Below are 22,716 nucleotides of genomic sequence, written 5' to 3' on the forward strand. Positions count from 1 at the left end.
CCTGCCGCGTGTCGGCCGCCGGATGCGGGAGGATGGGGGGGCATGCCGAACCGTCTCGCGGACGCGACCTCGCCGTACTTGCTCCAGCACGCCGACAACCCCGTGGACTGGTGGCCCTGGGGGCCGGAGGCCTTCGCGGAGGCCGAGCGGCGCGGCGTGCCGGTGCTGCTGAGCGTGGGCTACGCGGCCTGCCACTGGTGCCAGTGAACTCCCCAACCGAGTAGTGGGTCCGGCAGGACGTTGCCAGCACCACCCAGGCTGGGCCAAGGACCCATGGCGAGCAGGAGACAGGGCGGATCAGAGTTTTTGCACCCCGAGGTCGGCGAAGAGCTTCCTGGCGGAAGGGTCGACCGAGTAGAGCACCAGGCCGCGGATGGAACGGGTCATCAGCACGCCGTAGGCCCTGCACAACGCCCGGGCCAGTTCGGTGTCGTCCTCGATACGCGAGGCCTTGCTCTTCACGTGCTCGCGGTGGGCGACCCATGCGCCGTCCTCCCACGTGAGATCAGGGCCCATGATCACGCCGCCCCACTCGTACTCGAGCCCCTGGGCCGTGTGCACGCACCCGATCTGCCCGAAGCCTCCGGGGTCGGTCGCCCAGAACTTCCGCTTGGGTATTCCCTGGGTACTGTGGCTGTCGCCGGCGTTCCAGGGGCGTGCCCAGCCGGGTTCGGGGCTGACGTCGGGGAAAGTGCCGGTGTCGTCGGTCCAGCCCCAGCACATTCCGGCGCTCATCCGGGCGCTCACGCCCACCGGGTCCTTGCTCAGGAGGAAGGACTCCATCTCGGCGGCACTATCGGTGTAGTAGAGCTCGAACGGCTCCGGATCGGTGGCGCCGTCCGGGCGCCATGCGATGGGGTTCCCAGCCATGAGTCGACGGACCCATGTGTCGTAAGTCGAGCTGCCGACAGTTCTGAGTACCCGATCCAGGTTGATCGGCACGATCTCCACACCGAGGCTCCAGAGCTCGCTCTTCAGTCTCTCCGGAGACCACACCTCTTCCGCGAAGAGCCGTTGGTCACCGTCAATGAAGAAGACCGGCACACGGGCTTGGGTGACGACCACCTCCACCGAGCTAGGTCCCGTCGACCGCATGCCGAAGGAGCCGGTCATGGGCCGCTCGCTGAGGCGGTGGGCCTCGTCGCAGACGATCAGGTCCAGTTCGTCGGGCCCGAACTTGTCGGCGACCTGCACCAGCGGTCTGAAGACCTTCTGGTACCCCTTGGCGGCCCGCTTGAATGTGTCACGGGATGCGATGCCGCCGGAAACGAAGGCAGCAGAGCGCCCGGCTTGCAGCGCCTCTCCCAGAGCGGTGAGCGCGACGAGGGACTTGCCGCTGCCCGCACGTCCCTCGATGACGAATGCTTTCTTCACCCCGTGCGATCCGGGGGCTGCGGTGGCATCGGCGATTGCCCGTGCTGCCCGCAGTTGATGCTCGACGAGACTGAACCGGGTGTGCCCGTTGACAATCGCCCCGGTCTCACTGGTCAGCAGGCTGCTCGAGCGTCGACGCCCGAGCAGCTCCTGCGCGGCCTCCGCGCCGGAGTGCGGGCTGAAGTTTGCAGTCAGGAAGTTCTCCAGGTCCCCCGGCTGCCGCGCGGTGAACGTAGGGATCCCGGGACGAGGCGATACCTGGCTGATCCACTGGTGGCCCTCGTCCATGAGGTTGTGCAGATAGGCAGCGCCCACGAGGTTGATGTAGCGGTCGTCGAACATGCTGTGGTGCCTGCGCAGGTTGTCCAGGTTGTTGCCCACTTGGACCGCGGGATGCTTGAGGTGCCTTTCGTACCCAGGGAACGGCGCGTAGACCAGGTCCAGGGCGCAGCGCTGGCAGAGTGTGGTGTTCCCCTCCACCCGGCAGGAGGCGCAGAGCCCGGCTGTCTTTGACACGGTCGGACGCTCGATGCTTCCCCACTGCTTGAGCTCGATGACCGCGTAGCTGAGCCGCCCCGATGGATGCTGTCCTGCGAGGACGACATCGATATGGTTCATCTGGCCGTCGGCAAGGTACTCGATGAACATCCGTACCTGGCCAAGCCCGCGGTTGTCCAGCGTGGCCGCCAGCTCGTAGACGCTTTCACGCCAGGCATCGACCTCGGCGGGGCTCGGTGGCTTGTCCTTCGGGTGTGAGGCGGAGTAGCGCTCGCCGATCTTCAGGACCAGCTCGTGGCGGTCACGCACCACACGTTGCACGGGCCAGAATGCCTCCAGCGGCTTCCAGCCGCCCCCGACCGCCATCCCGTCTACCTCCTGCCGTGCGTGGAAACTCTTGCGAGCCGATCCACCTGGAACCTAGCAGAATCGTTTCTTCATCCCGCCTGGGTGCCAGCGACCGAGCCATGGATACGGACTTGAGGCGCTCAGGGACCAGTGTTCGCTCCTGCAGGGGGTGGAGAGAGGGGTGAGTCGAGAACGGGGAGTGGGCCGGGAAGGCCTACGCGTTCGGAGATGGCCGACGTGCCTCAGCGGGCGTTGTGCTGCAGCCCCGGCCGGCCGGTCGACCAGGGCTGCAGTTCGGCGAAGCACGGCGCACTCTCGTGCGGCAGGGGCCACCGGTGGGGGGGGCGGCGGCGCTCTGCCGTCGACTCTGACTTCCGGTCGAGGAGCCTGTGCCGCACCGCTACTGGTGGAGGTTCCGCCTTCTGCTTGTCCGTGATCACCAACGCTGTGCGGTACATGGACACGCACGGTTCTATCCGACGAGCCGACGGAACTGCGCATTGAGCAAGCGAAACTCCCCGGGCTGCGGCCTGTTGCGTATCACCGTGCCGTCGGGGCCGCGACGAGGACCGAGAGACTTCTTTACCTCCTTGACCAGCAGGACCAAGTCGTCGTCATCGAGGGCGAGGACGAACTCGCGGCGGCTCAAGGCCACGTCGCGGCAGCTCAGCAAGAATTGCTCCTTGTCGGTGAAGGAGCGGCAGACGATGATTCCCACCTTTCCTCGCATCGGGGTAAACCGTTCGCACAGCTGATCCAGCTCTGGGTTCCCCAGGTCGGATTTATGGTTCCTGCATTCGATGAACACGTGCGAGCACTGGTGGCCCTGCCGAGTGAGCCGGTCGAAGAATCCGCGCTTGTCTCGATTCGTGTAGGTGATGTCAACCTGTTCACTCCCCTCCTCGAGGGAGTGCTCTATCACGGGCTGGGTCAGCGCCGGATAGAACAGCGCAGTGAAGAGTGATTCGATGGCCGTGTGGTAGCGCGAGGCACTCTCCGGGCCGGGGGGTACTTCAAGTACTGCCGCAAGGAGGGAGTCGAAATCCACGGGATCAGTGCCGGTGGTCGCGCTCAGCTGCGCATGGGTGAGCGGTTTGATGGGCATCGCCTGCTTTTTATCTTTGTAGGCTCGGAAGACGTCGACCCTGTCTTCCGACAGTTCCACCATTCGCGTCTTGTCGCCACCGTACTCTGCTTCGATGTCGGCTTGCTCAAGCAGACGCCCCGCTTCCTTGGCGGCCTGGACCAGCTTTCCAGTGGGTCTGTTGCTTTCGGTCGCGAAGAGCGCCGGCGCCAGGTGGTTACGGAAATACTCCTGCTTCGTCAGCAGGAGGTCGTGTCGCACGATCACCTTCGGGACGAGCAGGAGGGGCTTTCCGGCCGCTATGGGGAGGCGCGTCGGGGAGAAGTCCCACTCCCGTCGCTTCGAGTCCCATGCGGGGCCACACGGGATGTCGTCCACAAGTGGTATCCCGTGCATCGAGGCCATTGCCTGCGTGTAGGAGGTCAGCATCCCGCGAATCACGCAGGTCGTAATATCCGAGACTATGTCCTTCCCGATCTTGTTGATGAAGAGTGCAGTGTCCTCGAGGTCTGCGAGAAGTCCGCTTCTAGCAGCGCGACTGACGGACAGGTTGTCGCATATGCGTGCCACGAGGTATGGGCCGAGTGCGCGGCCTCTGGACTTCCTTTTCGAAAGTCCGAAATGGGTCTCATTGGGCTCTTGGATGCTAGTGAGGAGGTCGCTGACCCTGCCGTCGTCGCCGAGGGCGAGGGACTGGACGATACTGTCGAAGAATGTGCCGAGCATCTCCATGCACTGGCGAGCCCAGTCGTCGGGAAGCTTCTTCAGTGTGCTCGGATCTATATAGACGGGAGTGTCGTTCTCCGTATCGACGTCGACGAAGTCGAGGGTCGGTTGTGTCCGCTCCAGGCTGTAATATTCGGAAACACGCATGAGCCCCCCCTGGGAATGCGGCTGATCAGTGGCCGACGGTACTTACCCGGCTTCCGGTGGGCCCACTCGCGCCGCTGTTCCTACTCGCCAGTATGGGGTCGATATCGGCCATGCCGGGGCGGGCCATGCTGTGGCGCGGAGGTGCAGGTCCTGCCGTTCGGGGTGTGGGGGCCGGCTCCTTGATGTGTTGGCGAGGCTGTTCGTGCGGCGGGTCGGGTGGCTGGGATACTGCGGGCATGGTGAACCGCCTGGCTGATGCCACCTCGCCCTATCTCCAGCAACACGCCGACAACCCCGTGGACTGGTGGCCCTGGGGGCCGGAGGCCTTCGCGGAGGCCGAGCGGCGCGGCGTGCCGGTGCTGCTGAGCGTGGGGTACGCGGCGTGCCACTGGTGCCATGTCATGGCGCACGAGAGCTTCGAGGACGCCGGGCTCGCCGAGTACCTCAACGGGCGGTTCGTCGCGGTCAAGGTGGACCGGGAGGAGCGGCCGGACGTCGACGCCGTGTACATGGAGGCGGTCCAGGCCGCGACCGGGCAGGGCGGGTGGCCGATGACGGTGTTCCTCACCCCAGAGAAGCAGCCGTTCTACTTCGGCACCTACTTCCCGCCGCAGCCCCGGCACGGGATGCCCTCCTTCCGGCAGGTGCTGGAGGGGGTGGACGCCGCCTGGCGGGACCGGCGGGAGGAGGTCGGCGAGGTCGCCGGGCGGATCCGGGCCGACCTGGCCGAGCGGGCCGCCGTCTACTCGGCCGGCGCCCACAATCCGCCCGGGGAGGCGGACCTGCACCAGGCGCTGGTGACCCTCAGCCGGGACTTCGACCAGCACCGCGGCGGTTTCGGCGGCGCGCCCAAGTTCCCGCCGTCCATGGTGCTGGAGTTCCTGCTGCGCCACCACGCCCGGACCGGCTCGGAGGCGGCGCTGGAGATGGCCGTCCGCACCGGCGAGGCGATGGCCCGCGGCGGCCTCCACGACCAGCTCGGCGGCGGTTTCGCCCGGTACGCGGTGGACGCCGGCTGGGTGGTGCCGCACTTCGAGAAGATGCTGTACGACAACGCGCTGCTGCTGCGCGCCTACCTGCACCTGTGGCGGGCCACCGGATCGGACCTCGCCCGCCGGGTCGCGCTGTCCACGGCGGACTTCCTGCTGCGTGAACTCCGTACGCCCGAGGGTGCGTTCGCTTCCGCGCTGGACGCCGACAGCCTGGACGAGGAGACCGGCGAGTCCGCCGAGGGCGCCTACTACGTGTGGGAGCCCGGCCAGTTGGTCGACCTGCTCGGCCCGGCCGACGCGGCCACCGCCGCCCGGCTGTTCACCGTCACCGCCGAAGGCACCTTCGAACACGGCACCTCGGTGCTCCAACTCCTGGCGGACCCCGAGGACTTCGCCGAGTACGAGACGATCCGGGCCAAGCTGGCCGAGGCCCGGTCGTCCCGGCCCGCCCCGGCCCGGGACGACAAGGTGGTCGCCGCCTGGAACGGCCTGGCCGTCGCCGCGCTCGCCGAGACCGGCGCCCTGCTGGACCGCCCCGACCTGGTCGAGGCCGCCGAACGCGCCGCCGACCTGCTGCTCGCCGTCCACCTCACCCCGGACGGCCGGCTGCTGCGCACCTCCCGGGACGGCCGGGCCGGTGCCAACGCCGGCGTGCTGGAGGACTACGCGGACACCGCCGAGGGCTTCCTCGCGCTGTACGCCGTCACCGGCGAGGCCTCCTGGCTCCAGCTCGCGGGCGGCCTGCTCGACACCGTGCTCAAGCACTTCACCGACGAGGCCTCCGGCGCGCTCTACGACACCGCCGACGATGCCGAGGAACTGATCCGCCGCCCGCAGGACCCGACCGACAACGCCACCCCGTCCGGCTGGACGGCCGCCGCCGGTGCCCTGCTCACCTACGCCGCGTACACCGGCTCCGACCGGCACCGTACGGCCGCCGAGCGGGCCCTCGGCGTGGTCGGCGCGCTCGCCGGCCGGGCACCGCGGTTCATCGGCTGGGGCCTCGCCGTCGCCGAGGGGCTGCTCGACGGGCCGCGCGAGGTCGCCGTGGTCGGCCCCGACGGAGACCCGGCCACCGCGGCGCTGCGACGGGCCGCGCTGCTCGCGACGGCACCGGGCGCGGTGGTCGCGGTCGGTGCGCCGGGGGAGGCCGGGGAGACCGGGGAGGCCGAGGTGCCGCTGCTGGCCGACCGGCCGCTGGTCGGCGGGGCGCCCGCGGCCTACGTCTGCCGGCACTTCGCCTGCGACGCCCCGACCACCGACCCGGCGGCGCTGGCCGAGAAGTTGGGCGTGGCGGTCGAGTAGCGGGCGCACGGCGGCGGCCGGAAAGCAGTTGGCGAGCGCCTCCGGTCCGGTCCACCATGGGCCATGGCCTGGACGTTCAGCACCTCCCTCGACGAGTTCCGCGACCGGGCGGGCGCCTTCCTGGCCGCCCGCCCCGCCGAGAACACCGTCCTGCTCACCATCGCGCACCGGCTGGCCGAGTCCGGCCCGACGGTGTTCGGCGAGCCACCGGTCTTCGGCTGGTGGCAGGCCGAGGAGGGCGGCCCGGTCGCGGGAGCCTTCCTCCAGACGCCGCCGTTCGACCCCCGGCTCTCCTTCATGCCGCCGGCCGCGGCCGCCGAACTGGCGACCGCCCTGGCCGCCGCCGGAACCGGGTTCACCACGGTGACCGGCGTCGGCGGGGGCGCCGACGCGGTCCGCGCCTTCGCCGCGGCCTGGACGGACGCCACCGGCACCGAACAGTCCGTCCGCTTTGACGAACGGCTCTACCGGCTCGGCACCCTGGCCGGCCCGCCGCGCCCGCCCGCGGGCCGCCACCGGCTCGCCGAACCGGCCGACCGCGATCTCGCGATCCGCTGGTACGAGGAGTTCCTGGTCGAGGCCGGGGTCGAACTCCCCGACGTCCCAAGGGCGGTGGACGAGCGCACGGCGGCCGGCTGCCTTCACCTGTGGGAGGACGGCGGCCGCCCGGTCGCCCTGGCCGGCAGCAGCCCGATCCTCGCCGGCATGTCCCGCATAGGCCCGGTCTACACCCCCGCCGAGAGCCGTGGCCACGGCTACGGCACCGCCGTCACCGCCGCCACCTCGGCCCATCTCCTGGCCCGCGGCGCCACCGAGGTCCTGCTCTACACCGACCTCGCCAACCCGACCAGCAACTCCATCTACCAGCAGATCGGCTACCGGCCGGTGGAGGACTCCCTGATCGTGGACTTCCACCGGCGGTAGCGGCGCCGCGGCATCCCGGTCGCTGCGCGGCCGCTACGCGTCCTCGGCCGGGTGCGCGCCCACCGGTTTCGTCCCGAAGGGGTGGCCGGCGCCCGGGGCGACCTCGCGGGCAGCCGACCGGCCATGGGCCCGCTGCCGAGGTCGACGGCCCGTACGGACCGCACCGACCGGGCGCCGCCTCACTCCCAGTCCCACCGGATCCCCAGCAGGCAGGGCCGGAGGGCCGTCGCCACCAGGTGGACGCAGTGGTGGCCGTCGAGGGTGAGTTCCTCGGTCTCGTAGGGGACGGCGCCGGGGGAGTGGAGGGCGAAGCGCTGGCAGCGGACGGGGAGGGCGGCGGGGTGGAAGGTGATCTGGAGGACGTACTGGCCGGCGCCCGAGTTGAAGCCGCGGACGTATTCGCAGCTGGGGTCGGGGGAGGGGGCGTCGTCGAAGCCGTAGCCGAGCAGGTGGGTGTCGCCGGCGCGCAGGCGGCGGTCGAGGAGGAGCTCGGCAGCGAGCAGGTGGTGGGTCCGGTCGCGGCGGATGCGGCCGGGGCGGCAGTTCTCCTCGGCGCGGACGCCGACGCGGGTGATGTCGCTGCCGGGGTCGCCCTGGTAGAGGGCGAGGTAGCGGTCGATGCCGTCGCGGTGGGCGCGCAGGGCGTGTTGGGAGTCGCGGCGGGTGAGCTGGCGGTCCGGGCCGATCCGGATGCGTTCGATGTGGGTGATGGTGTGGAGCCCGGTGTCGCGGGGGCCGGCGAGGGTGGCGAGCAGGTCGTCGACGGCTACGGCGGGGGAGATCAGGTCGCGGTAGGGGCGGACGGGCGGGCCGGTCGGGGTGGGGTCGGTGCGGCGGGGGCCGAGCAGCCGGGTGAGGGAGTGTTCGGGCAGGTCGAGGACGTCTTCCAGGGCGGCGACGGCGCGCAGTGACTCGGCGCGTTCGGGGCGGCGGCGGCCCTGCTGCCAGTAGCTGAGGCTGGTGAGGCCGACGTTGACGCCGCGCAGGGCGAGGTGGCGGCGGACGCGGTGCAGGGCGAGGCCGCGGACGGAGATGGCGGTGCGCAGGGCGAGGTGGAAGGGGCCGGTGCGCAGGGCGGCGGCGAGGTCGGCTGGGTCGCTCCGGTGGATGGCGGCCTCCTGGGGACGGGCGGACCGGCCGGAGGGCGGCTCGGGCGGACCGGCGTTTGACCGTGAATATTCACATCGGTGCGGCGGTTTGTCACCGGTCCGTGCCTGTTGCGCGGGGGTTTCCGGGGTGTCGTTCACATCCGCGCGGGTCCGTTCACACCCGGAACCGGGGCCGTTGACCTGTCCCTGACGAGGCGCGATGCTCGGGGCCGCGATCCGGACCGCGCCCCCACACAGCACCTCGCTCCACTCGCGCAAGGAGGCACCTCCCCATGCCAGTTCCACGGATACGGCTGCGCCGCGCGGTCTCGCTGCTCGCCCTCGGCGTGCTGGGCCCGGCGTTCACCGCCGCGGTGGCGGCGCCCGCGATCGCCGCCCCGGCCGGGCACCCGTCCCAGGACCGGGACCAGTACCAGACTCAGGCACAGGCACAGGCACAGGCACAGGCACAGGCACAGGCACAGGCGCAGACTCAGGCACAGGCACAGGCACAGGCCCAGGACCGGGCCGCGCACCAGGTCCGCCAGGCCGCCGCGCCCGGCAGCACGGCGGACCTCGCCGGCACGTACAAGAAGCTCAACATCACCATGCAGCAGCAACAGCAGACCAACTGGTGCTGGGCCGCGAGCGGGAACACCATCGCCACCTGGTTCGGCTACAACTACAGCCAGAACCAGTTCTGCAACGCCGCGTTCGGCCGCTCCGCCAACTCCAGCTGCCCCAACAGCCAGGCCACGCTGGGCGATGTGCAGAACGGGCTGAGCTGGGCCGGCATCAACCCGGGCTCGTACGTCAACGGGTACCTGAACTACGGCACCGTGCAGTCCGAGGTGAACGCCGACCGCCCGATCGAGACGCGCATCCAGTGGAGTTCGGGCGGCGGCCACATGCACGTCCTGTACGGCTACGACACCGGGAACAACTGGGTCTACTGGGGCGACCCGTGGCCCTCCAACTACCGCTACAACTGGGCGGACTACGGGTACTACGTGAACAACGGCACGTTCTCGTGGACCCACTCCCTGTACCGGATCGGCGCGTGAGGACGGCCATGACCGAGATCAAGAGCCTCCGTCGGGCCGCCGCCGCCAACGCCGCCGCCCTGTTCGCCGCCGGCCTCGTGCTGGCGCTCGCCCCGGCCGCGCACGCGGCCGAGCCGGCGGCGTCCGCCCCGGCCCCGGTGCCCGCCGCCGAGCTGGCGCAGGCCCGCAGCGCGGTGCAGGACCCGGCCGTCCTCGACAAGGTCGGCCACTTCTTCGCCCGCAAGGGCGTCCCGCCGACCGAGCAGCTGACCATCGGCGCCGCCGACGAGGACCGGGCGGCGAGCGCGGCCGCGCCGCGGCTGGCCGGTGACACCGTGCCGGTCTACCTGCTGGACCCCGGCTTCGTGGCCGGCACTCCGGGCGCGCCGGTGGCGAAGGCCGAGTTCACCGCCAGCAAGGTGGTCGCGGCGGACGGGCAGAGCGCCTCGGTCTGGACCGTCCGGCAGGACGGGGCCTGGAAGGTGGTCAACATCGCCTCGGGCGGTGACGAGAGCGACTACGCGGCGAAGGCGGCGGACGGCGGTGGCGGCACCGCCTTCCGCGAGCCGCAGGTCAACGCCTGGTACGTGCTGCGCGACGGCCGGGTGCTGCCGCTGGACGACGAGGCCCGGCGATCGGTGGGCGCGGGCGGGGTCACGCTGGCCGCGTACCAGCAGCTGGTGCACCAGAGGTACGGGGACAAGCTGCCCGGCTCGGCGTACGACCGGGCGGGCAAGGGCGGCGGCTACGAGGCGGACGGCGCCGCGGCGGCGTCGCAGACCGTAGCCGGGCCGCAGTCCGTGTCCGTGGCGGAAGCCTCGGGCGGGGGTTCGGTGCTGCCGGCCGTGACGGCCGCGGCCGCCCTCGGGGCCACCGCGCTGGTGGGCGCGGGCGCCGTGCTGCGGCGGAGGGCGGGCATCCGCCGCGGCTGACGCCGGACGGCGGACAGCGAGCGGGCGCCGCGCAGGGCGCCGCAGGGCGTCGGAGGGGCGTCGGAGGGCGCCGGAGGGGCGTCGGAGGGGCCGTCGACCGGAGGGTCGGTGGCCCCTCCGGCGTTCTCGGTGCCGCCGTGGGGGCCGTCCGCACCGCGCAAGTCCGGCTACGCTCCGTGATGTGTCCAGGAAGTGCCGCTTCCGCACAAGGAATTGACGCAACGTTGATCTGTCGTTCGCCGCCCCGGGGCAGTCGGCCATGACTGTCGGTAGATACCATGTGGCAATCGGTCAGTGCTGGCCGACGCGTGCCGAGAGCGGAGAAGAGGTGGGGCGGCGGGAGCCGACCACGAGCCCGGCACCGGGAAAGGGGACCGAGGTGGCCGACGCGGACGACAAGCAGACGAGCGCCCAGCTGTGGGGTTCGGCGATGGTGGTGGGCTCTGCGCTGGCCGTGGTCGCGGCCTATCTGATCAACGGCGCCCTGCTGGTGCTGGCGGTCGCCGGGGTGGAGACCCTGCTGCTCATGGTCTACGTCGCCCGCCGCTGGCGCGCGCTGCACGGCGGGTCGGCCCCGGTGCGGCACCGTCCGCGCCGCGGCGGCCCGGACGCCGCGCACTGCGAGCGCTGCCGCCGGGCCCGCGAGGCGCTGGACGCCCGGCAGGCGCGGGCCCGCTCGGCCGGCTCGCCCCGCGAGTCCTATGCGTCCTATGAGTCCCCCGGTTCCTACGGGTCCCCGGGTTCCTACGGTTCCCCGGGTTCCCACGGGTCCCCCGAGTCCCACGGTTTCCACGAGTCCGAGGGATCCCACGGGCCGTACGGGCCGTACGGGCCGCACGGCTCCCATGACCCGCACCGCCAGTCGCACGGCGAGCAGCACCACGCCCACGGCGAGCAGCACGGCGAGCTCCACCACGCCCACGGGCCGCTGCTGGACCAGGGTTCGCCGTCGGAGTCCGGCGCCGCCGACCACGGGTCCTACCCGCGCCGCCCGCAGATCCGGGCCCCGTACGAGCGGCCCTGGACGGCCGAACGGGCGGCCGCCCGGTCCGTGGACCGTGCGACCGCCCGCCGGGGTGCGCCGGGATCAGCCGGCCGTGCTGTACGCCACCAGTGAGACGCCGACGTACTGGACGATGAACGCGCCCAGCGTGAAGGCGTGGAACACCTCGTGGAACCCGAACCAGCGGGGTGAGGGGTCGGGGCGCTTGAGCCCGTACACCACGCCGCCGATGCTGTAGAGCACTCCGCCGACGATCATCAGCACCAGGACGGCGACCCCGCCGGTGCGCAGGAAGTCCGGCAGGAAGAAGGCGGCGGCCCAGCCCAGCGCGAGGTACACCGGTGTGTACAGCCAGCGCGGTGCGCCGACCCAGAACACCCGGAACGCGATCCCGGCCAGCGCGCCGCCCCAGACCGCCCAGAGCAGCACCTGCTGGGCGGCGCCCTTGAGCAGCAGCATCGTGAACGGCGTGTAGGTGCCCGCGATGATCAGGAAGATGTTCGCGTGGTCCAGCCGGCGCAGCACGGCGTCCCCGCGCGGGCCCCAGTCGAAGCGGTGGTACACCGCGCTGACCCCGAACAGCAGCCAGGCGCTGACCGAGTAGATCGCGCAGGCGATCTTGGCGGGGGTGGAGTCGGCCAGGCAGATCAGCACGATCCCGGCGGCCACCGTGGCGGGGAACATCCCGGCGTGCAGCCAGCCGCGCCACTTCGGCTTGCTCTCCGTGAGTGCACTCTCCGCGAGCGCAGCAGCAGTCATGCGCAGCATGCTACCCGCTACCTACGGCTCCGTAGGTTACTCATGCGTAGGAAGTGGCGATCGTCACTGTTAGACGTTTTGGAGTAATTGGAGTGTGGCCCCGCACACTCCGTCGGCTGCGCGGACGGCGTGTTACTGGTGGGTAATCGTACTGGCTGGAGTAAAAGGTCCGTCAATTTCGACGCTTAGCCGCGTTCTGGCCTTGAGCCCGGAGCTACGCTGCAAGCACCCTCAGACCCCCGCGACGCCATCTCCTCGCCGAGATGGCGTGAAACGGAGCGATCGTGTCGTACGAGATCTCTGCTCTCAGCGCATCCGCGCCCACCCACCACAAGCAGCTGCTCGCTTGGGTGAGCGAGATCGCCGAGCTCACCCAGCCGGACCGCATCGAGTGGTGCGACGGTTCCGACGAGGAGTACCAGCGCCTCGCGGACCTGCTGGTGGCTCAGGGCACCTTCAAGAAGCTCAACGAGGAGAAGCGCCCCAACTCCTACTACGCCGCCTCCGACCCCTCGGACGTGGCGCGCGTGGAGGACCGCACCTTCATCTGCTCCGAGCAGGAGAAGGACGCCGGACCGACCAACCACTGGAAGGCCCCCGCCGAGATGCGGGAGATCTTCCAGGGCGAGCAGGGACTCTTCCGCGGCGCGATGAAGGGCCGCACGATGTACGTCGTGCCCTTCTCGATGGGCCCGGTCGGCTCCCCGCTGGCCGCGTACGGCGTCGAGATCACCGACTCCGCCTACGTCGCCGTCTCCATGCGCGTGATGACCCGCATGGGCCAGGCCGTGCTGGACCAGCTCGGCGAGGACGGCGACTTCGTCAAGGCCGTGCACACCGTCGGCGCCCCGCTGGCCGAGGGCCAGGCGGACGTGCCGTGGCCGTGCAACAGCACCAAGTACATCTCGCACTTCCCGGAGACCAAGGAGATCTGGTCCTACGGCTCGGGCTACGGCGGCAACGCCCTGCTCGGCAAGAAGTGCTACGCGCTGCGCATCGCCTCGACCATGGCCCGTGACGAGGGCTGGTTGGCCGAGCACATGCTCATCCTGAAGCTCACCCCGCCGAACGGCGAGGCCAAGTACGTCGCCGCCGCCTTCCCGTCCGCCTGCGGCAAGACCAACCTGGCCATGCTCCAGCCGACCGTCCCGGGCTGGAAGGTCGAGACGATCGGCGACGACATCGCCTGGATGCGCTTCAACAAGGAGGACGGCCGCCTCTACGCGATCAACCCCGAGGCCGGCTTCTTCGGCGTCGCGCCCGGCACCGGCGTGGACACCAACGCCAACGCCATCGACACCCTCTGGGGCAACACCGTCTTCACCAACGTCGCCCTCACCGACGACGGCGACGTGTGGTGGGAGGGCCTCACCGAGGAGCCCCCGGCGCACCTGACCGACTGGCGCGGCAACGACTGGACCCCCGAGTCCGGCACCCCGGCCGCCCACCCGAACGCCCGCTTCGCCGTCCCGGCCGCGCAGTGCCCGACCATCGCCCCGGAGTGGGAGGACCAGGCGGGCGTGCCGATCTCGGCGATCCTGTTCGGCGGCCGCCGCGCCACCGCCGTCCCGCTGGTGACCGAGTCCTTCGACTGGCAGCACGGCGTCTTCCTGGGCGCCAACATCGCCTCCGAGAAGACCGCCGCCGCCGAGGGCACCGTCGGCGAGCTGCGTCGCGACCCGTTCGCGATGCTGCCGTTCTGCGGCTACAACATGGGTGACTACTTCGCCCACTGGCTGAAGGTCGGCGCCCAGGCGGACGCCGCCAAGCTGCCGAAGATCTACTACGTCAACTGGTTCCGCAAGGACGCCGAGGGCAAGTTCGTCTGGCCCGGCTACGGCGAGAACAGCCGCGTGCTCAAGTGGATCGTCGAGCGCCTGGAGGGGACCGGCGAGGGCGTCGAGACCCCGATCGGCGTGCTGCCGACCGTCGAGGGCTTCGACCTCGGCGACCTGGACCTCTCCAAGGAGGACCTCGACCTGCTCTTCACCGTGGACGCCGACATCTGGCGCCAGGAGGCCGCGCTCGTGCCGGCCCACCTGGAGACCTTCGGCGACCACACCCCCAAGGAGCTGTGGGACGAGTACCGGAACCTCGTCGCGCGTCTCGGCTGAGCCTGAGCCTCAGCCGGGAGAGAGGCGGGCGCGCGGCACGAACCGCGCGCCCCGCCGAGCGGCAGGACGGCCGGAGTTCCGCCGGGCGATTTTCCCCCGACCAAGGAGATCGCCCGGGCCGGAGCTCCGGCCGTAGTGTTTTTCCCGCCCGTCGGGATTCCCCGCCCGACCGGGGCAGGAAAGCCCCGCCCGACCGGGACAGGAAGGCCCCGCCCGACCGGGACAGGAGGGCGGGCGGGCCGACGGGCCGACGGGCTACGGCTGGACGTAACCGCCCAGGAAGTCGCCGATCCGGGTCACCGCGTCGGTGATCTCCTCCGCCCGGGGCAGCGTGACCAGCCGGAAGTGGTCCGGCTCGGGCCAGTTGAAGCCGGTGCCCTGGACCAGCAGGATGCGCTGGGACCGCAGCAGGTCCAGCACCATCCGGGCGTCGTCCTTGATCTTGTGGACCTTGGGGTCCAGCCGGGGGAAGGCGTACAGCGCGCCCTTCGGCTTGACGCAGCTGACCCCCGGGATCTGGTTGAGCAGCTCGTACGCGGCGTCGCGCGAGGCGTGCAGCCGGCCGCCGGGCAGCACCAGGTCGCGGATCGACTGCCGTCCGCCGAGTGCGGCGGCCACCGCGTGCTGCGCGGGCATGTTGGCGCACAGCCGCATCGAGGCGAGCACGGTCAGGCCCTCGATGTAGCTGCGGGCCCGGTTCCGGTCGCCGGACAGCACCATCCAGCCGGAGCGGAAGCCCGCGACCCGGTACGCCTTGGACAGCCCGTTGAAGGTGACGCAGAAGAGGTCCGGGGCCAGGGTGGCCAGCGGGACGTGCTCGGCGTCGTCGTAGAGGATCTTGTCGTAGATCTCGTCGGCGTAGACCACCAGGTCGTGCCGACGGGCGATCTCCGTGATGCCCTCCAGCACCTCGCGCGGGTAGACCGCGCCGGTCGGGTTGTTCGGGTTGATCACCACGATGGCCCTGGTCCGGTCGGTGACCCTGGCCTCGATGTCGGCGAGGTCCGGGTACCACTCGGACTGCTCGTCGCAGCGGTAGTGCACCGCGGTGCCGCCGGCCAGCGAGACCGAGGCGGTCCACAGCGGGTAGTCCGGGGCCGGGACGAGCACCTCGTCGCCGTCGTCCAGTAGCGCGGTCATGGCCAGCTGGATCAGTTCGGAGACGCCGTTGCCGAGGAAGACGTCGTCGACCGAGAGGCCGTGCAGCCCGCGGTCCTCGTAGTGCATGACCACCGCGCGGCGGGCGGAGAGCAGGCCCTTGGAGTCGCCGTAGCCGTGCGCGTTGGACAGGTTGCGCAGGATGTCCTGGAGGATCTCCGGGGGCGCCTCGAAACCGAAGGTGGCCGGGTTGCCGGTGTTGAGCTTGAGGATGCGGTGGCCCTGTTCCTCCAGCCGCATCGCCTCGTCGAGCACCGGACCGCGGATGTCGTAGCAGACATTGGCGAGCTTGCTGGACTGGATGACCTGCATGTCCGCCTACTTTAGGGGTACGGAGGGGCCGTGCGGCGGGCCTTCGCGGGGGTGGTTCCGAGGCCCTCCAGGGCCCCCTTCGATCGGCAGGCGCGGGTGGCGGGCGGCCTTCCGAAGCAGCGTTCGGATGTCCGGAATGCCCCTGTATGCGAGGAGCGTCGCCGTGCCGTCGTACGGAACGAGACGGACGGCACACCGCCGGCGCGGGAGGATGAGCCGGTTGCGTCGGTCGAGGAGGGGGTGCGCCGGTGGTCCCGGTCGTGGTCGCGGCGGTGCTGGTCGGTCTTCTGGCGGCCCCGCTGCTGCGCGCTCTGATCGCCCGGTTCGCGGTGCCGGAGGGAGAGCCCTGGTGCGACGACTGCCCGTCCTGCGGGCGCCGGGTGCGCCTGCTGCCGCCGACCGGGCGCTGCCCGGGCTGCCGGGAGCGGCTGGGTGCCGGCCCCTGGACGGTGGAGGCGGTCGCGGCGGCGGTCGCCGTCGCGGTGGCGTACGCGGCGGACCGGTTGCTGGTGGTGACCCTGGCGCTGGCCTGGGCGGCGGCGCTCGGCGTGGTGCTCGGCTTCGTCGACGCGCGGGTGCGCCGGCTGCCGTACCGGCTGACCGTGCCGCTGCTCGGCGGGGTGGCCGCGCTGCTGCTGTCGGCGGTGGCGGCCGCGGGGCCGGGGGCCGCGCTGCGCTGCCTGCTGGTCGCGCTCACGGTCGGGGGCGTGCTCGAACTGGCCGTCTGGCTGGGGGCCCTGGGCCCCGGGGACTCCCCGCTCGGGCTCGCACTGGGCGGGCTGCTCGGCTGGTTCGGCTGGTCGGTGGCGCTCGGCGGGCTCTTCGCCGCGACGGTGCTCGCCGGGCTCTGGGGCACCGTGCGGGCGGCCGCGGCGCTGGCCCGCCGCCGCCCGGTGCGCGGACTGGACCTCCCGGTCGGCCCGTTCCTGCTGCTCGGTGCGCTCACCGCGGTCCTGGCGCGGTGAGCGCACCGGCCGGGGCCGCTCACGGGCCCGTCCCTATAAAGAGCCGCTCACGGGCCCGTCCCCTGTAAAGAGGGGACAGGGAAGACGGAAGGGCCCGCCGCACCGGTCGGTGCGACGGGCCCCGCCGCCGACGCGCAGGCCCCACCCTCAAGGAGCGGCGCGCCGGGGGAGTTGGGCTCTGGTGGCCGTGGCAGCCGGCGCGGGTCTCGTGGCGCGTGCCCGGTGCCGTGGCCGAGTGCCGTTACGGCATCTTGTGGACGAACGGGCCGACCGCGTTGGAGAAGGCGTTGCCGTTGTTGGCGTCCCAGTTGGTCGACCAGGTCATGGCACCGCGGATGGTCGGCCACTTGGCGGGCGGCACGAAGCTGCCGCAGTTGTTGCCCGTGGCCAGGCAGTCCAGCGCGTTGTTCACCACGGTCGGCGAGACGTAGCCGCCGCCCGCCGCCCGGGTGGAGGCCGGGACGCCGATGCCCACCTGGTCCGGCCGCAGGCCGCCCTGGATCTGGGTGCAGACCTGCGAGGTGATGAAGTCGATGGTGCCCTGGGTGTAGACCTTGCCGTCGCAGCCGTTCATGCCGCCCGAGTTGTAGAACTGGGTGTTGACGACGGTGAGGATGTCCTTGGTCTTCAGCGCCAGCTGGAAGTAGGCGCCGGAGGTGTTGTACATCCCGATGGTCTCGGGGGCCATGGTCAGGACGAAGCCGGGGCCGACCTTGGCCTGCAGGGCGTGCAGCGCGTCGCCGAGCGGGCCGGCCTGGACGCCGTTCTCCAGGTCGACGTCGATGCCGTCGAAGCCGTAGTCCTTGATGATCGCGTAGGCGCTGTTGACGAAGTTGGCGCCGGCGGTGGCGTCCCCGACGGTGATCGCGCCGTTCTGGCCGCCGATGGAGAGGATGACCTTCTTGCCGGCCGCCTGCTTGGCCTTGACGTCGGCGCGGAACTGGGCGTCGGTGTAGCCGCCGAGCGCCTTGGACAGGCCCGGGTCCAGGGTGAAGCTGATCGCGCCGGTCTTGGTGGGCACGGCGTCGGCGAAGGACACCGCGATGATGTCGTACGCGCTCTGGACGTCGCTCAGCCGCTGCACGGTCGAGTTGTTGTCGAAGTTCTGCCAGTACCCGGTGACGGCGTGGGCGGGCAGGCCGGTGACCGGCGGGGTGGTGCTGGTGGGCGTCGCGGTGGGGGTCGGCGTCGCGGTCTGGGTGGCGGTCGCGGTCGCGGTGGGGGTGGGGGTCGCCGTCGCGGTGGGCGTCGCGGTCGCCGTGGGGGAGGCGGTGGCGGTCGGCGTGGGGGTGGGGGTCGCGGTCGGCGACGGGGTGCCGGTGCCGCCGGGGCCGATCAGCGCGACGTCGTCGGCCAGGTAGGCGCTCTGGCCGTACCAGCCGTGCAGGTAGACGGTGACGCTGGTGGCGTTCGCCCCGGTGGTGAAGGTGGTGGACAGCTGGTTCCAGCTGTTCTGGTTCGACCAGGCGGACGGGTCGGTGCCACCGGTGCCGCGCGCCCCGAGGTAGACGTACGGGCCCTGGACCCAGGCGCTCAGCGTGTAGCTGGTGTTGGGCAGCACGCTGATGGTCTGGCTGCACTCGGCGGTGTCCCCGGCGCCCGGGGTGGCCTGGAGCGCGCCGGTGCCGGAGTGGACCGGGGAGGACACCGTGGTCGCGGCGCCGGCGCAGGTCCAGCCGCCGAGCCCGCCGTCGAAGCCGCCGTTGGAGACCAGGTTGCCGACCGCGGCGCTGGCGCCGCCGGCGAACAGGGCGAGGCCGCCGCCGGCCAGGGCGAGGGCGGTGGCGCCGGCCGCGACGGCCGGGAGAGGGCTGCGCCGGCGCTTGTGCGAGGGCTGGTTCAGCGTACGGGCCATGGGGTGACGCTCCTGGGGGAGGAGCGGCCGCCGCGGTGGGGGGCGCGGCGGCCGCGTGTGGGGGAGGGGAGGTCCGAAGTGAGCCTGCGGGGCGGAGCAGGAGGATCGTTCCGTCCCGGATCAAAAGCTGGACTAGACCATTGCTGGTCGTCAAGCACCGGACGAACGGCTTACGGTTCCGTTAAGGATTCGGAGACCGTTCCGTGTCCGCGTCCCGCGCGCCCCGCGGCGGCCCCGCCGCCCCCTCGGACACCCCCCGACACGCCTGTCGCAACAGACTTCGTACAGGACTGTGACAAGACCGCTACCTGCGGCTTTACCGCGCATCTGTGCGCCGGAGTAGGCTGCGCCGGGGGCGGTGACGCACCAGTTGCAACGAGTACGGAGGGGCCGGGAAACATGGGTCTGCGCGATGTCGTCGAGAGGACGCCGGGACTGCGCACCCTGCTCGGCGGGATGTACGGGCTCTACGGCCGACGGGTCGAGGTCCACCTCGAGAGCACCCCGCGCCACATCGGCGTGATCCTGGACGGCAACCGCCGCTGGGCCAAGGCGGCGGGCGGCTCCACCGCGTACGGCCACCAGCGCGGCGCCGACAAGATCAGCGAGTTCCTCGGCTGGTGCGACGAGACCCACGTCAAGGTCGTCACCCTCTGGATGCTCTCCACCGACAACCTGGACCGCCCGGCCGACGAGCTCGTCCCGCTGCTCGGCATCATCGAGGACGCCGTCACCGGCCTGGCCGCCGCCCGCCGCTGGCGGGTCAACCCGGTCGGCGCGCTGGACCTGCTGCCGCAGCACACCGCCGACGTGCTCAAGCGGGCCGCCGACCGGACCGCCGACATCGACGGGATAACGGTCAACGTCGCGGTCGGCTACGGCGGCCGGCACGAGATCGCCGACGCCGTCCGCTCGCTGCTCCAGGAGCAGGCCGGACGCGGCACCTCGATCGAGGAACTGGCCGAGGTCCTGACCGTCGAGCACATCGCCGAGCACCTGTACACCCGCAACCAGCCCGACCCGGACCTGATCATCCGCACCTCGGGCGAGCAGCGGCTGTCAGGCTTCCTGCTCTGGCAGAGCGCCCACAGCGAGTTCTACTTCTGCGAGGCGTACTGGCCGGCCTTCCGCAAGGTCGACTTCCTGCGCGCCCTGCGCGCGTACGAGCAGCGCCACCGGCGGCTGGGGCTGTAGCTCCGCACTCCGGCGGGTCCGCGGCGCGCCGGGCGCGCCCGACCGCCCGGTGGGTCCGCGGCGCGGAGCGCCCTCGCCACCCCGGCCGCCCGGCGGAAATGACCGCCGTAGGCCTGGCCTACCCGGCGCCCGCGCGAGGCCAAACGTTCACCGGCAATGATCCGTCAGTTCGCCGGGGGCGCGAATGCACCGCTCCCCGCCTGGGAATACTCCAGTCAGTCCGGCCCCGAGGCCACCGGGGCAGCGGGGGCCGGCTGGACGCGGATGACGCAGGGTCATCCGCTCTGGAGGCCTAGTGGTCAGTTCCAAGAGCCGCCGGACACCAGACCGGCGCACGTACGTTCTCGACACCAGCGTGCTCCTGGCGGACCCGCTCGCCATGACCCGCTTCGAGGAGCACGAGGTCGTCCTCCCGGTGGTGGTCGTCACCGAGCTGGAGGCCAAGCGGCACCACCCGGAGCTGGGCTACTTCGCCCGCCAGGCGCTGCGGCTGCTCGACGACTACCGCATCCGCCACGGCCGGCTCGACGAGCCGATCCCGGTCGGCGAGCTCGGCGGCACCATCCGGGTCGAGCTCAACCACTCCGACGTGTCGATACTGCCGGTCGGCTACCGGGCCGGCGGCGGGGAGGCGGACACCCGGATCCTCGCGGTCGCCCGCAACCTCCAGGCCGAGGGCTACGACGTCACCGTCGTGTCCAAGGACCTGCCGCTGCGGATCAAGGCCAGCTCGGTGGGCCTGCTCGCCGAGGAGTACCGGGCGGAGCTGGCTATCACCTCGGGCTGGACGGGCATGTCCGAACTGCACGTCCCGGCCGACCAGGTGGACGCGCTGTTCTCGGCCGGCCACGACGGCGGGGTGGACGTGGACGGGGCCGCCGAACTGCCCGTCCACACCGGGCTGGTGCTGACCTCGGAGCGCGGCCGCGCGCTCGGCCGGGTCACCGGCGACGGCCGGGTGCGGCTGGTGCGCGGCGAGCGCGAGGCGTTCGGGCTGCGCGGGCGCAGCGCCGAGCAGCGGGTGGCGCTGGACCTGCTGCTCGACCCGGAGATCGGGATCGTCTCGATGGGCGGCCGGGCCGGCACCGGGAAGTCGGCGCTGGCGCTGTGCGCGGGGCTGGAGGCGGTGCTGGAGCGGAGGCAGCACCGCAAGGTGATGGTCTTCCGGCCGCTGTACGCGGTCGGCGGGCAGGAGCTGGGCTACCTGCCCGGTTCCGAGGCGGAGAAGATGGGCCCCTGGGCGCAGGCGGTCTTCGACACCCTCTCCGCCGTCACCACCCCGGACGTGATCGAGGAGGTCATCTCCCGCGGGATGCTGGAGGTGCTGCCGCTGACCCACATCCGGGGGCGCTCGCTGCACGACGCCTTCGTGATCGTGGACGAGGCGCAGTCGCTGGAGCGGAACGTCCTGCTGACGGTGCTGTCCCGGATCGGCCAGGGTTCGCGGGTGGTGCTCACCCACGACGTGGCGCAGCGGGACAACCTCCGGGTGGGCCGCTACGACGGCGTGGTGGCGGTGGTGGAGAAGCTGAAGGGTCATCCGCTCTTCGCCCACATCACGCTCACCCGCTCGGAGCGCTCGCCGATCGCGGCGCTGGTCACGGAGATGCTGGAGGACATCCACCCGTGAGCCGGCCACGGTAGGGCATAGTCGGACAATACGGTCAACTCATGACCGGGGGCCCGTTCCTGAGGGAGCGGGCCCCATCCGTTTCATCACATCGAGTGCTTTCCGTCCGGGGAACCGCCGTGCGGTGAATGTGACATGCGCCACGTGGACGGGAATTGCGTCGACAGTGCCCGGTGCGGCATGGTGAGGGTTCTGTCAGGCCCCGCGTACGGCGCGGCAGGGCTCCCGGACTCCGTGAGTCAGGCCCCGGAAGGTCCGCCAACTCCGGTCGGTGGACGCACAATTGAACACAGTTGAGCCGTACGCCGCCCGATTCCAACGCCCGGTCGCCTCACCTCGGCCGGACGCCGGGCCAGCACCTCCCGTGACCAGAGCACCGTGCGGAGGTCCGTGCCAAGGGGCATGTTGCGCCCGTACGGTCACGCGTGGGCGATGCTGGAAGGAATCCATGTGACTCGGATCTCGGTCCGGGGAGTCGCTGTGGCCTCCGCCACCGCCGTCACCGCTGTCGGTGCCGTCGTGGGCATGGCCTCGGGCAGCGAGGGCAAGACGACGCAGACGGTCGACGTCGCCGGCGCGACCCTGCTTGCCGAAGTCCCCTCTGGCGCCCAGGCGCAGACCATCAGTGACAACATCGGCCAGCAGGCATCCGCCCAGCAGGCCTCCGCCGACGCCGCCGCCAAGGCCGCCGCGGAGCAGAAGGCCGCCGAGGAGGCCGCGCGCCAGCAGGCCGCCGCGGACGCCCAGGCGAAGGCCGATGCCCAGGCCAAGGCCGACGCGGAGAAGGCCGCCAAGGCCGCGGACGACAAGCGCAAGGCCGACGAGGCCGCCGCGAACCGCTCCAAGGCCCGTTCCGCGATGACCGCGGTGGAGGACAGCGCGCCGGCCGTCTCGGTCAGCCCCGGCTCGGTCCAGGACCTGGCCCGGCAGATCGTCGGCAACGACGCGCAGTTCCAGTGCTTCAGCCAGATCGTGAAGCGCGAGAGCGGCTGGGACTACACCGCGACCAACAAGAGCTCCGGCGCCTACGGCCTGGTCCAGGCGCTGCCCGGCACCAAGATGGCCTCGGCCGGTGCCGACTGGAGGACCAACCCGGCCACCCAGATCAAGTGGGGCGTCGGCTACATGAACTCCCGCTACGGCAGCCCCTGTGGCGCGTGGTCGTTCTGGCAGGCCCACAACTGGTACTAGGAACGGCCGCCGCTCCGGCGGCGCGGTTCCGCACGGCCCCGGCCGCGCACCCGATCGGGGCGCGCGGCCGGGGC

Annotated in this window: 16 protein-coding genes and 1 pseudogene; 11 read left to right on the top strand and 6 right to left on the bottom strand. The window is 71.4% G+C overall.

Going from position 1 to position 22,716, the window contains the following annotated elements:
- Window positions 1-42: 42 nt before the first annotated feature.
- Window positions 43-201, top strand: a pseudogene (locus tag ACWD4P_RS24585) (DUF255 domain-containing protein); the annotation flags it as partial.
- A gap of 96 nt (window positions 202-297) precedes the next feature.
- Here ACWD4P_RS24585 and ACWD4P_RS24590 read toward each other — a convergent pair.
- Together ACWD4P_RS24590 and ACWD4P_RS24595 are read right to left on the bottom strand one after the other, a co-directional pair.
- The gene (locus tag ACWD4P_RS24590; RefSeq protein WP_449781055.1) at window positions 298-2,238 is read right to left on the bottom strand and encodes a DNA/RNA helicase domain-containing protein; all 1,941 of its coding nucleotides are present in this window, start codon (window positions 2,236-2,238) and stop codon (window positions 298-300) included.
- 454 nt (window positions 2,239-2,692) lie between these two features.
- Window positions 2,693-4,177 carry a hypothetical protein gene (locus tag ACWD4P_RS24595; RefSeq protein WP_449781056.1) on the bottom strand — a complete coding sequence of 495 codons (1,485 nt, stop codon included), beginning with the start codon at window positions 4,175-4,177 and terminating at the stop codon, window positions 2,693-2,695.
- Between the two features lie 236 nt (window positions 4,178-4,413).
- Between ACWD4P_RS24595 and ACWD4P_RS24600 the strand changes: the two genes are divergently transcribed.
- Together ACWD4P_RS24600 and ACWD4P_RS24605 are read left to right on the top strand one after the other, a co-directional pair.
- On the top strand, window positions 4,414-6,474 hold the full coding sequence (locus ACWD4P_RS24600) for a thioredoxin domain-containing protein (protein WP_449781057.1): 2,061 nt from the start codon (window positions 4,414-4,416) through the stop codon (window positions 6,472-6,474).
- Between the two features lie 63 nt (window positions 6,475-6,537).
- Window positions 6,538-7,398: a GNAT family N-acetyltransferase gene (locus ACWD4P_RS24605; protein ID WP_449781058.1), complete on the top strand. Its 861-nt coding sequence runs from the start codon at window positions 6,538-6,540 to the stop codon at window positions 7,396-7,398.
- 179 nt (window positions 7,399-7,577) lie between these two features.
- Here the strand turns inward: ACWD4P_RS24605 and ACWD4P_RS24610 are convergent, their stop codons facing one another.
- Window positions 7,578-8,507, bottom strand: a complete 930-nt coding sequence (locus tag ACWD4P_RS24610; protein ID WP_449781068.1) for a hypothetical protein — start codon at window positions 8,505-8,507, stop codon at window positions 7,578-7,580.
- Between the two features lie 272 nt (window positions 8,508-8,779).
- Between ACWD4P_RS24610 and ACWD4P_RS24615 the strand changes: the two genes are divergently transcribed.
- The 3 genes from ACWD4P_RS24615 to ACWD4P_RS24625 all read left to right on the top strand — a co-directional run bounded on the left by ACWD4P_RS24615 (window position 8,780) and on the right by ACWD4P_RS24625 (window position 11,578).
- Window positions 8,780-9,550 (top strand): papain-like cysteine protease family protein, encoded by a 771-nt coding sequence (locus ACWD4P_RS24615; protein ID WP_449781059.1) that lies wholly within the window; start codon window positions 8,780-8,782, stop codon window positions 9,548-9,550.
- Between the two features lie 8 nt (window positions 9,551-9,558).
- Complete coding sequence (locus ACWD4P_RS24620; protein WP_449781060.1) at window positions 9,559-10,461, top strand: hypothetical protein; 903 nt, start codon at window positions 9,559-9,561, stop codon at window positions 10,459-10,461.
- 379 nt (window positions 10,462-10,840) lie between these two features.
- The gene (locus ACWD4P_RS24625; RefSeq protein ID WP_449781061.1) at window positions 10,841-11,578 is read left to right on the top strand and encodes a hypothetical protein; all 738 of its coding nucleotides are present in this window, start codon (window positions 10,841-10,843) and stop codon (window positions 11,576-11,578) included.
- On the opposite strand, the gene trhA is transcribed toward ACWD4P_RS24625, so the two are convergent.
- On the bottom strand, window positions 11,549-12,223 hold the full coding sequence (gene trhA / locus ACWD4P_RS24630; protein WP_449781062.1) for a PAQR family membrane homeostasis protein TrhA: 675 nt from the start codon (window positions 12,221-12,223) through the stop codon (window positions 11,549-11,551). The genes ACWD4P_RS24625 and trhA overlap by 30 nt on opposite strands.
- A 284-nt stretch (window positions 12,224-12,507) precedes the next feature.
- On the opposite strand from trhA, the gene ACWD4P_RS24635 reads away from it, so the two are divergent.
- Window positions 12,508-14,337: a phosphoenolpyruvate carboxykinase (GTP) gene (locus ACWD4P_RS24635; protein WP_359828994.1), complete on the top strand. Its 1,830-nt coding sequence runs from the start codon at window positions 12,508-12,510 to the stop codon at window positions 14,335-14,337.
- Between the two features lie 255 nt (window positions 14,338-14,592).
- On the opposite strand, the gene ACWD4P_RS24640 is transcribed toward ACWD4P_RS24635, so the two are convergent.
- Complete coding sequence (locus ACWD4P_RS24640; protein ID WP_449781063.1) at window positions 14,593-15,807, bottom strand: pyridoxal phosphate-dependent aminotransferase; 1,215 nt, start codon at window positions 15,805-15,807, stop codon at window positions 14,593-14,595.
- 248 nt (window positions 15,808-16,055) lie between these two features.
- Between ACWD4P_RS24640 and ACWD4P_RS24645 the strand changes: the two genes are divergently transcribed.
- Window positions 16,056-16,772, top strand: a complete 717-nt coding sequence (locus tag ACWD4P_RS24645) for a prepilin peptidase (RefSeq protein WP_449781064.1) — start codon at window positions 16,056-16,058, stop codon at window positions 16,770-16,772.
- A 241-nt stretch (window positions 16,773-17,013) separates the two neighbouring features.
- Here the strand turns inward: ACWD4P_RS24645 and ACWD4P_RS24650 are convergent, their stop codons facing one another.
- On the bottom strand, window positions 17,014-18,627 hold the full coding sequence (locus ACWD4P_RS24650) for a chitinase (protein ID WP_449781065.1): 1,614 nt from the start codon (window positions 18,625-18,627) through the stop codon (window positions 17,014-17,016).
- Between the two features lie 399 nt (window positions 18,628-19,026).
- On the opposite strand from ACWD4P_RS24650, the gene ACWD4P_RS24655 reads away from it, so the two are divergent.
- The 3 genes from ACWD4P_RS24655 to ACWD4P_RS24665 all read left to right on the top strand — a co-directional run bounded on the left by ACWD4P_RS24655 (window position 19,027) and on the right by ACWD4P_RS24665 (window position 22,642).
- The gene (locus ACWD4P_RS24655) at window positions 19,027-19,821 is read left to right on the top strand and encodes an isoprenyl transferase (RefSeq protein ID WP_449781066.1); all 795 of its coding nucleotides are present in this window, start codon (window positions 19,027-19,029) and stop codon (window positions 19,819-19,821) included.
- A gap of 295 nt (window positions 19,822-20,116) precedes the next feature.
- Complete coding sequence (locus tag ACWD4P_RS24660) at window positions 20,117-21,451, top strand: PhoH family protein (RefSeq protein WP_359828999.1); 1,335 nt, start codon at window positions 20,117-20,119, stop codon at window positions 21,449-21,451.
- Between the two features lie 450 nt (window positions 21,452-21,901).
- Window positions 21,902-22,642: an aggregation-promoting factor C-terminal-like domain-containing protein gene (locus ACWD4P_RS24665; protein WP_449781067.1), complete on the top strand. Its 741-nt coding sequence runs from the start codon at window positions 21,902-21,904 to the stop codon at window positions 22,640-22,642.
- Window positions 22,643-22,716 lie beyond the last annotated feature (74 nt).

The sequence above is a fragment of the Kitasatospora sp. NPDC002543 genome (assembly GCF_053594915.1).

Bases quoted from the DNA above. Each gene is read 5' to 3' on its own strand.
- ACWD4P_RS24640 (WP_449781063.1), bottom strand. From the start codon at position 15,807: ATGCAGGTCATCCAGTCCAGCAAGCTCGCCAATGTCTGCTACGACATC.
- ACWD4P_RS24605 (WP_449781058.1), top strand. From the start codon at position 6,538: ATGGCCTGGACGTTCAGCACCTCCCTCGACGAGTTCCGCGACCGGGCG.
- ACWD4P_RS24615 (WP_449781059.1), top strand. From the start codon at position 8,780: ATGCCAGTTCCACGGATACGGCTGCGCCGCGCGGTCTCGCTGCTCGCC.
- ACWD4P_RS24600 (WP_449781057.1), top strand. From the start codon at position 4,414: ATGGTGAACCGCCTGGCTGATGCCACCTCGCCCTATCTCCAGCAACAC.
- ACWD4P_RS24650 (WP_449781065.1), bottom strand. From the start codon at position 18,627: ATGGCCCGTACGCTGAACCAGCCCTCGCACAAGCGCCGGCGCAGCCCT.
- ACWD4P_RS24655 (WP_449781066.1), top strand. From the start codon at position 19,027: ATGGGTCTGCGCGATGTCGTCGAGAGGACGCCGGGACTGCGCACCCTG.
- ACWD4P_RS24595 (WP_449781056.1), bottom strand. From the start codon at position 4,177: ATGCGTGTTTCCGAATATTACAGCCTGGAGCGGACACAACCGACCCTC.
- ACWD4P_RS24620 (WP_449781060.1), top strand. From the start codon at position 9,559: ATGACCGAGATCAAGAGCCTCCGTCGGGCCGCCGCCGCCAACGCCGCC.
- trhA (WP_449781062.1), bottom strand. From the start codon at position 12,223: ATGACTGCTGCTGCGCTCGCGGAGAGTGCACTCACGGAGAGCAAGCCG.
- ACWD4P_RS24590 (WP_449781055.1), bottom strand. From the start codon at position 2,238: ATGGCGGTCGGGGGCGGCTGGAAGCCGCTGGAGGCATTCTGGCCCGTG.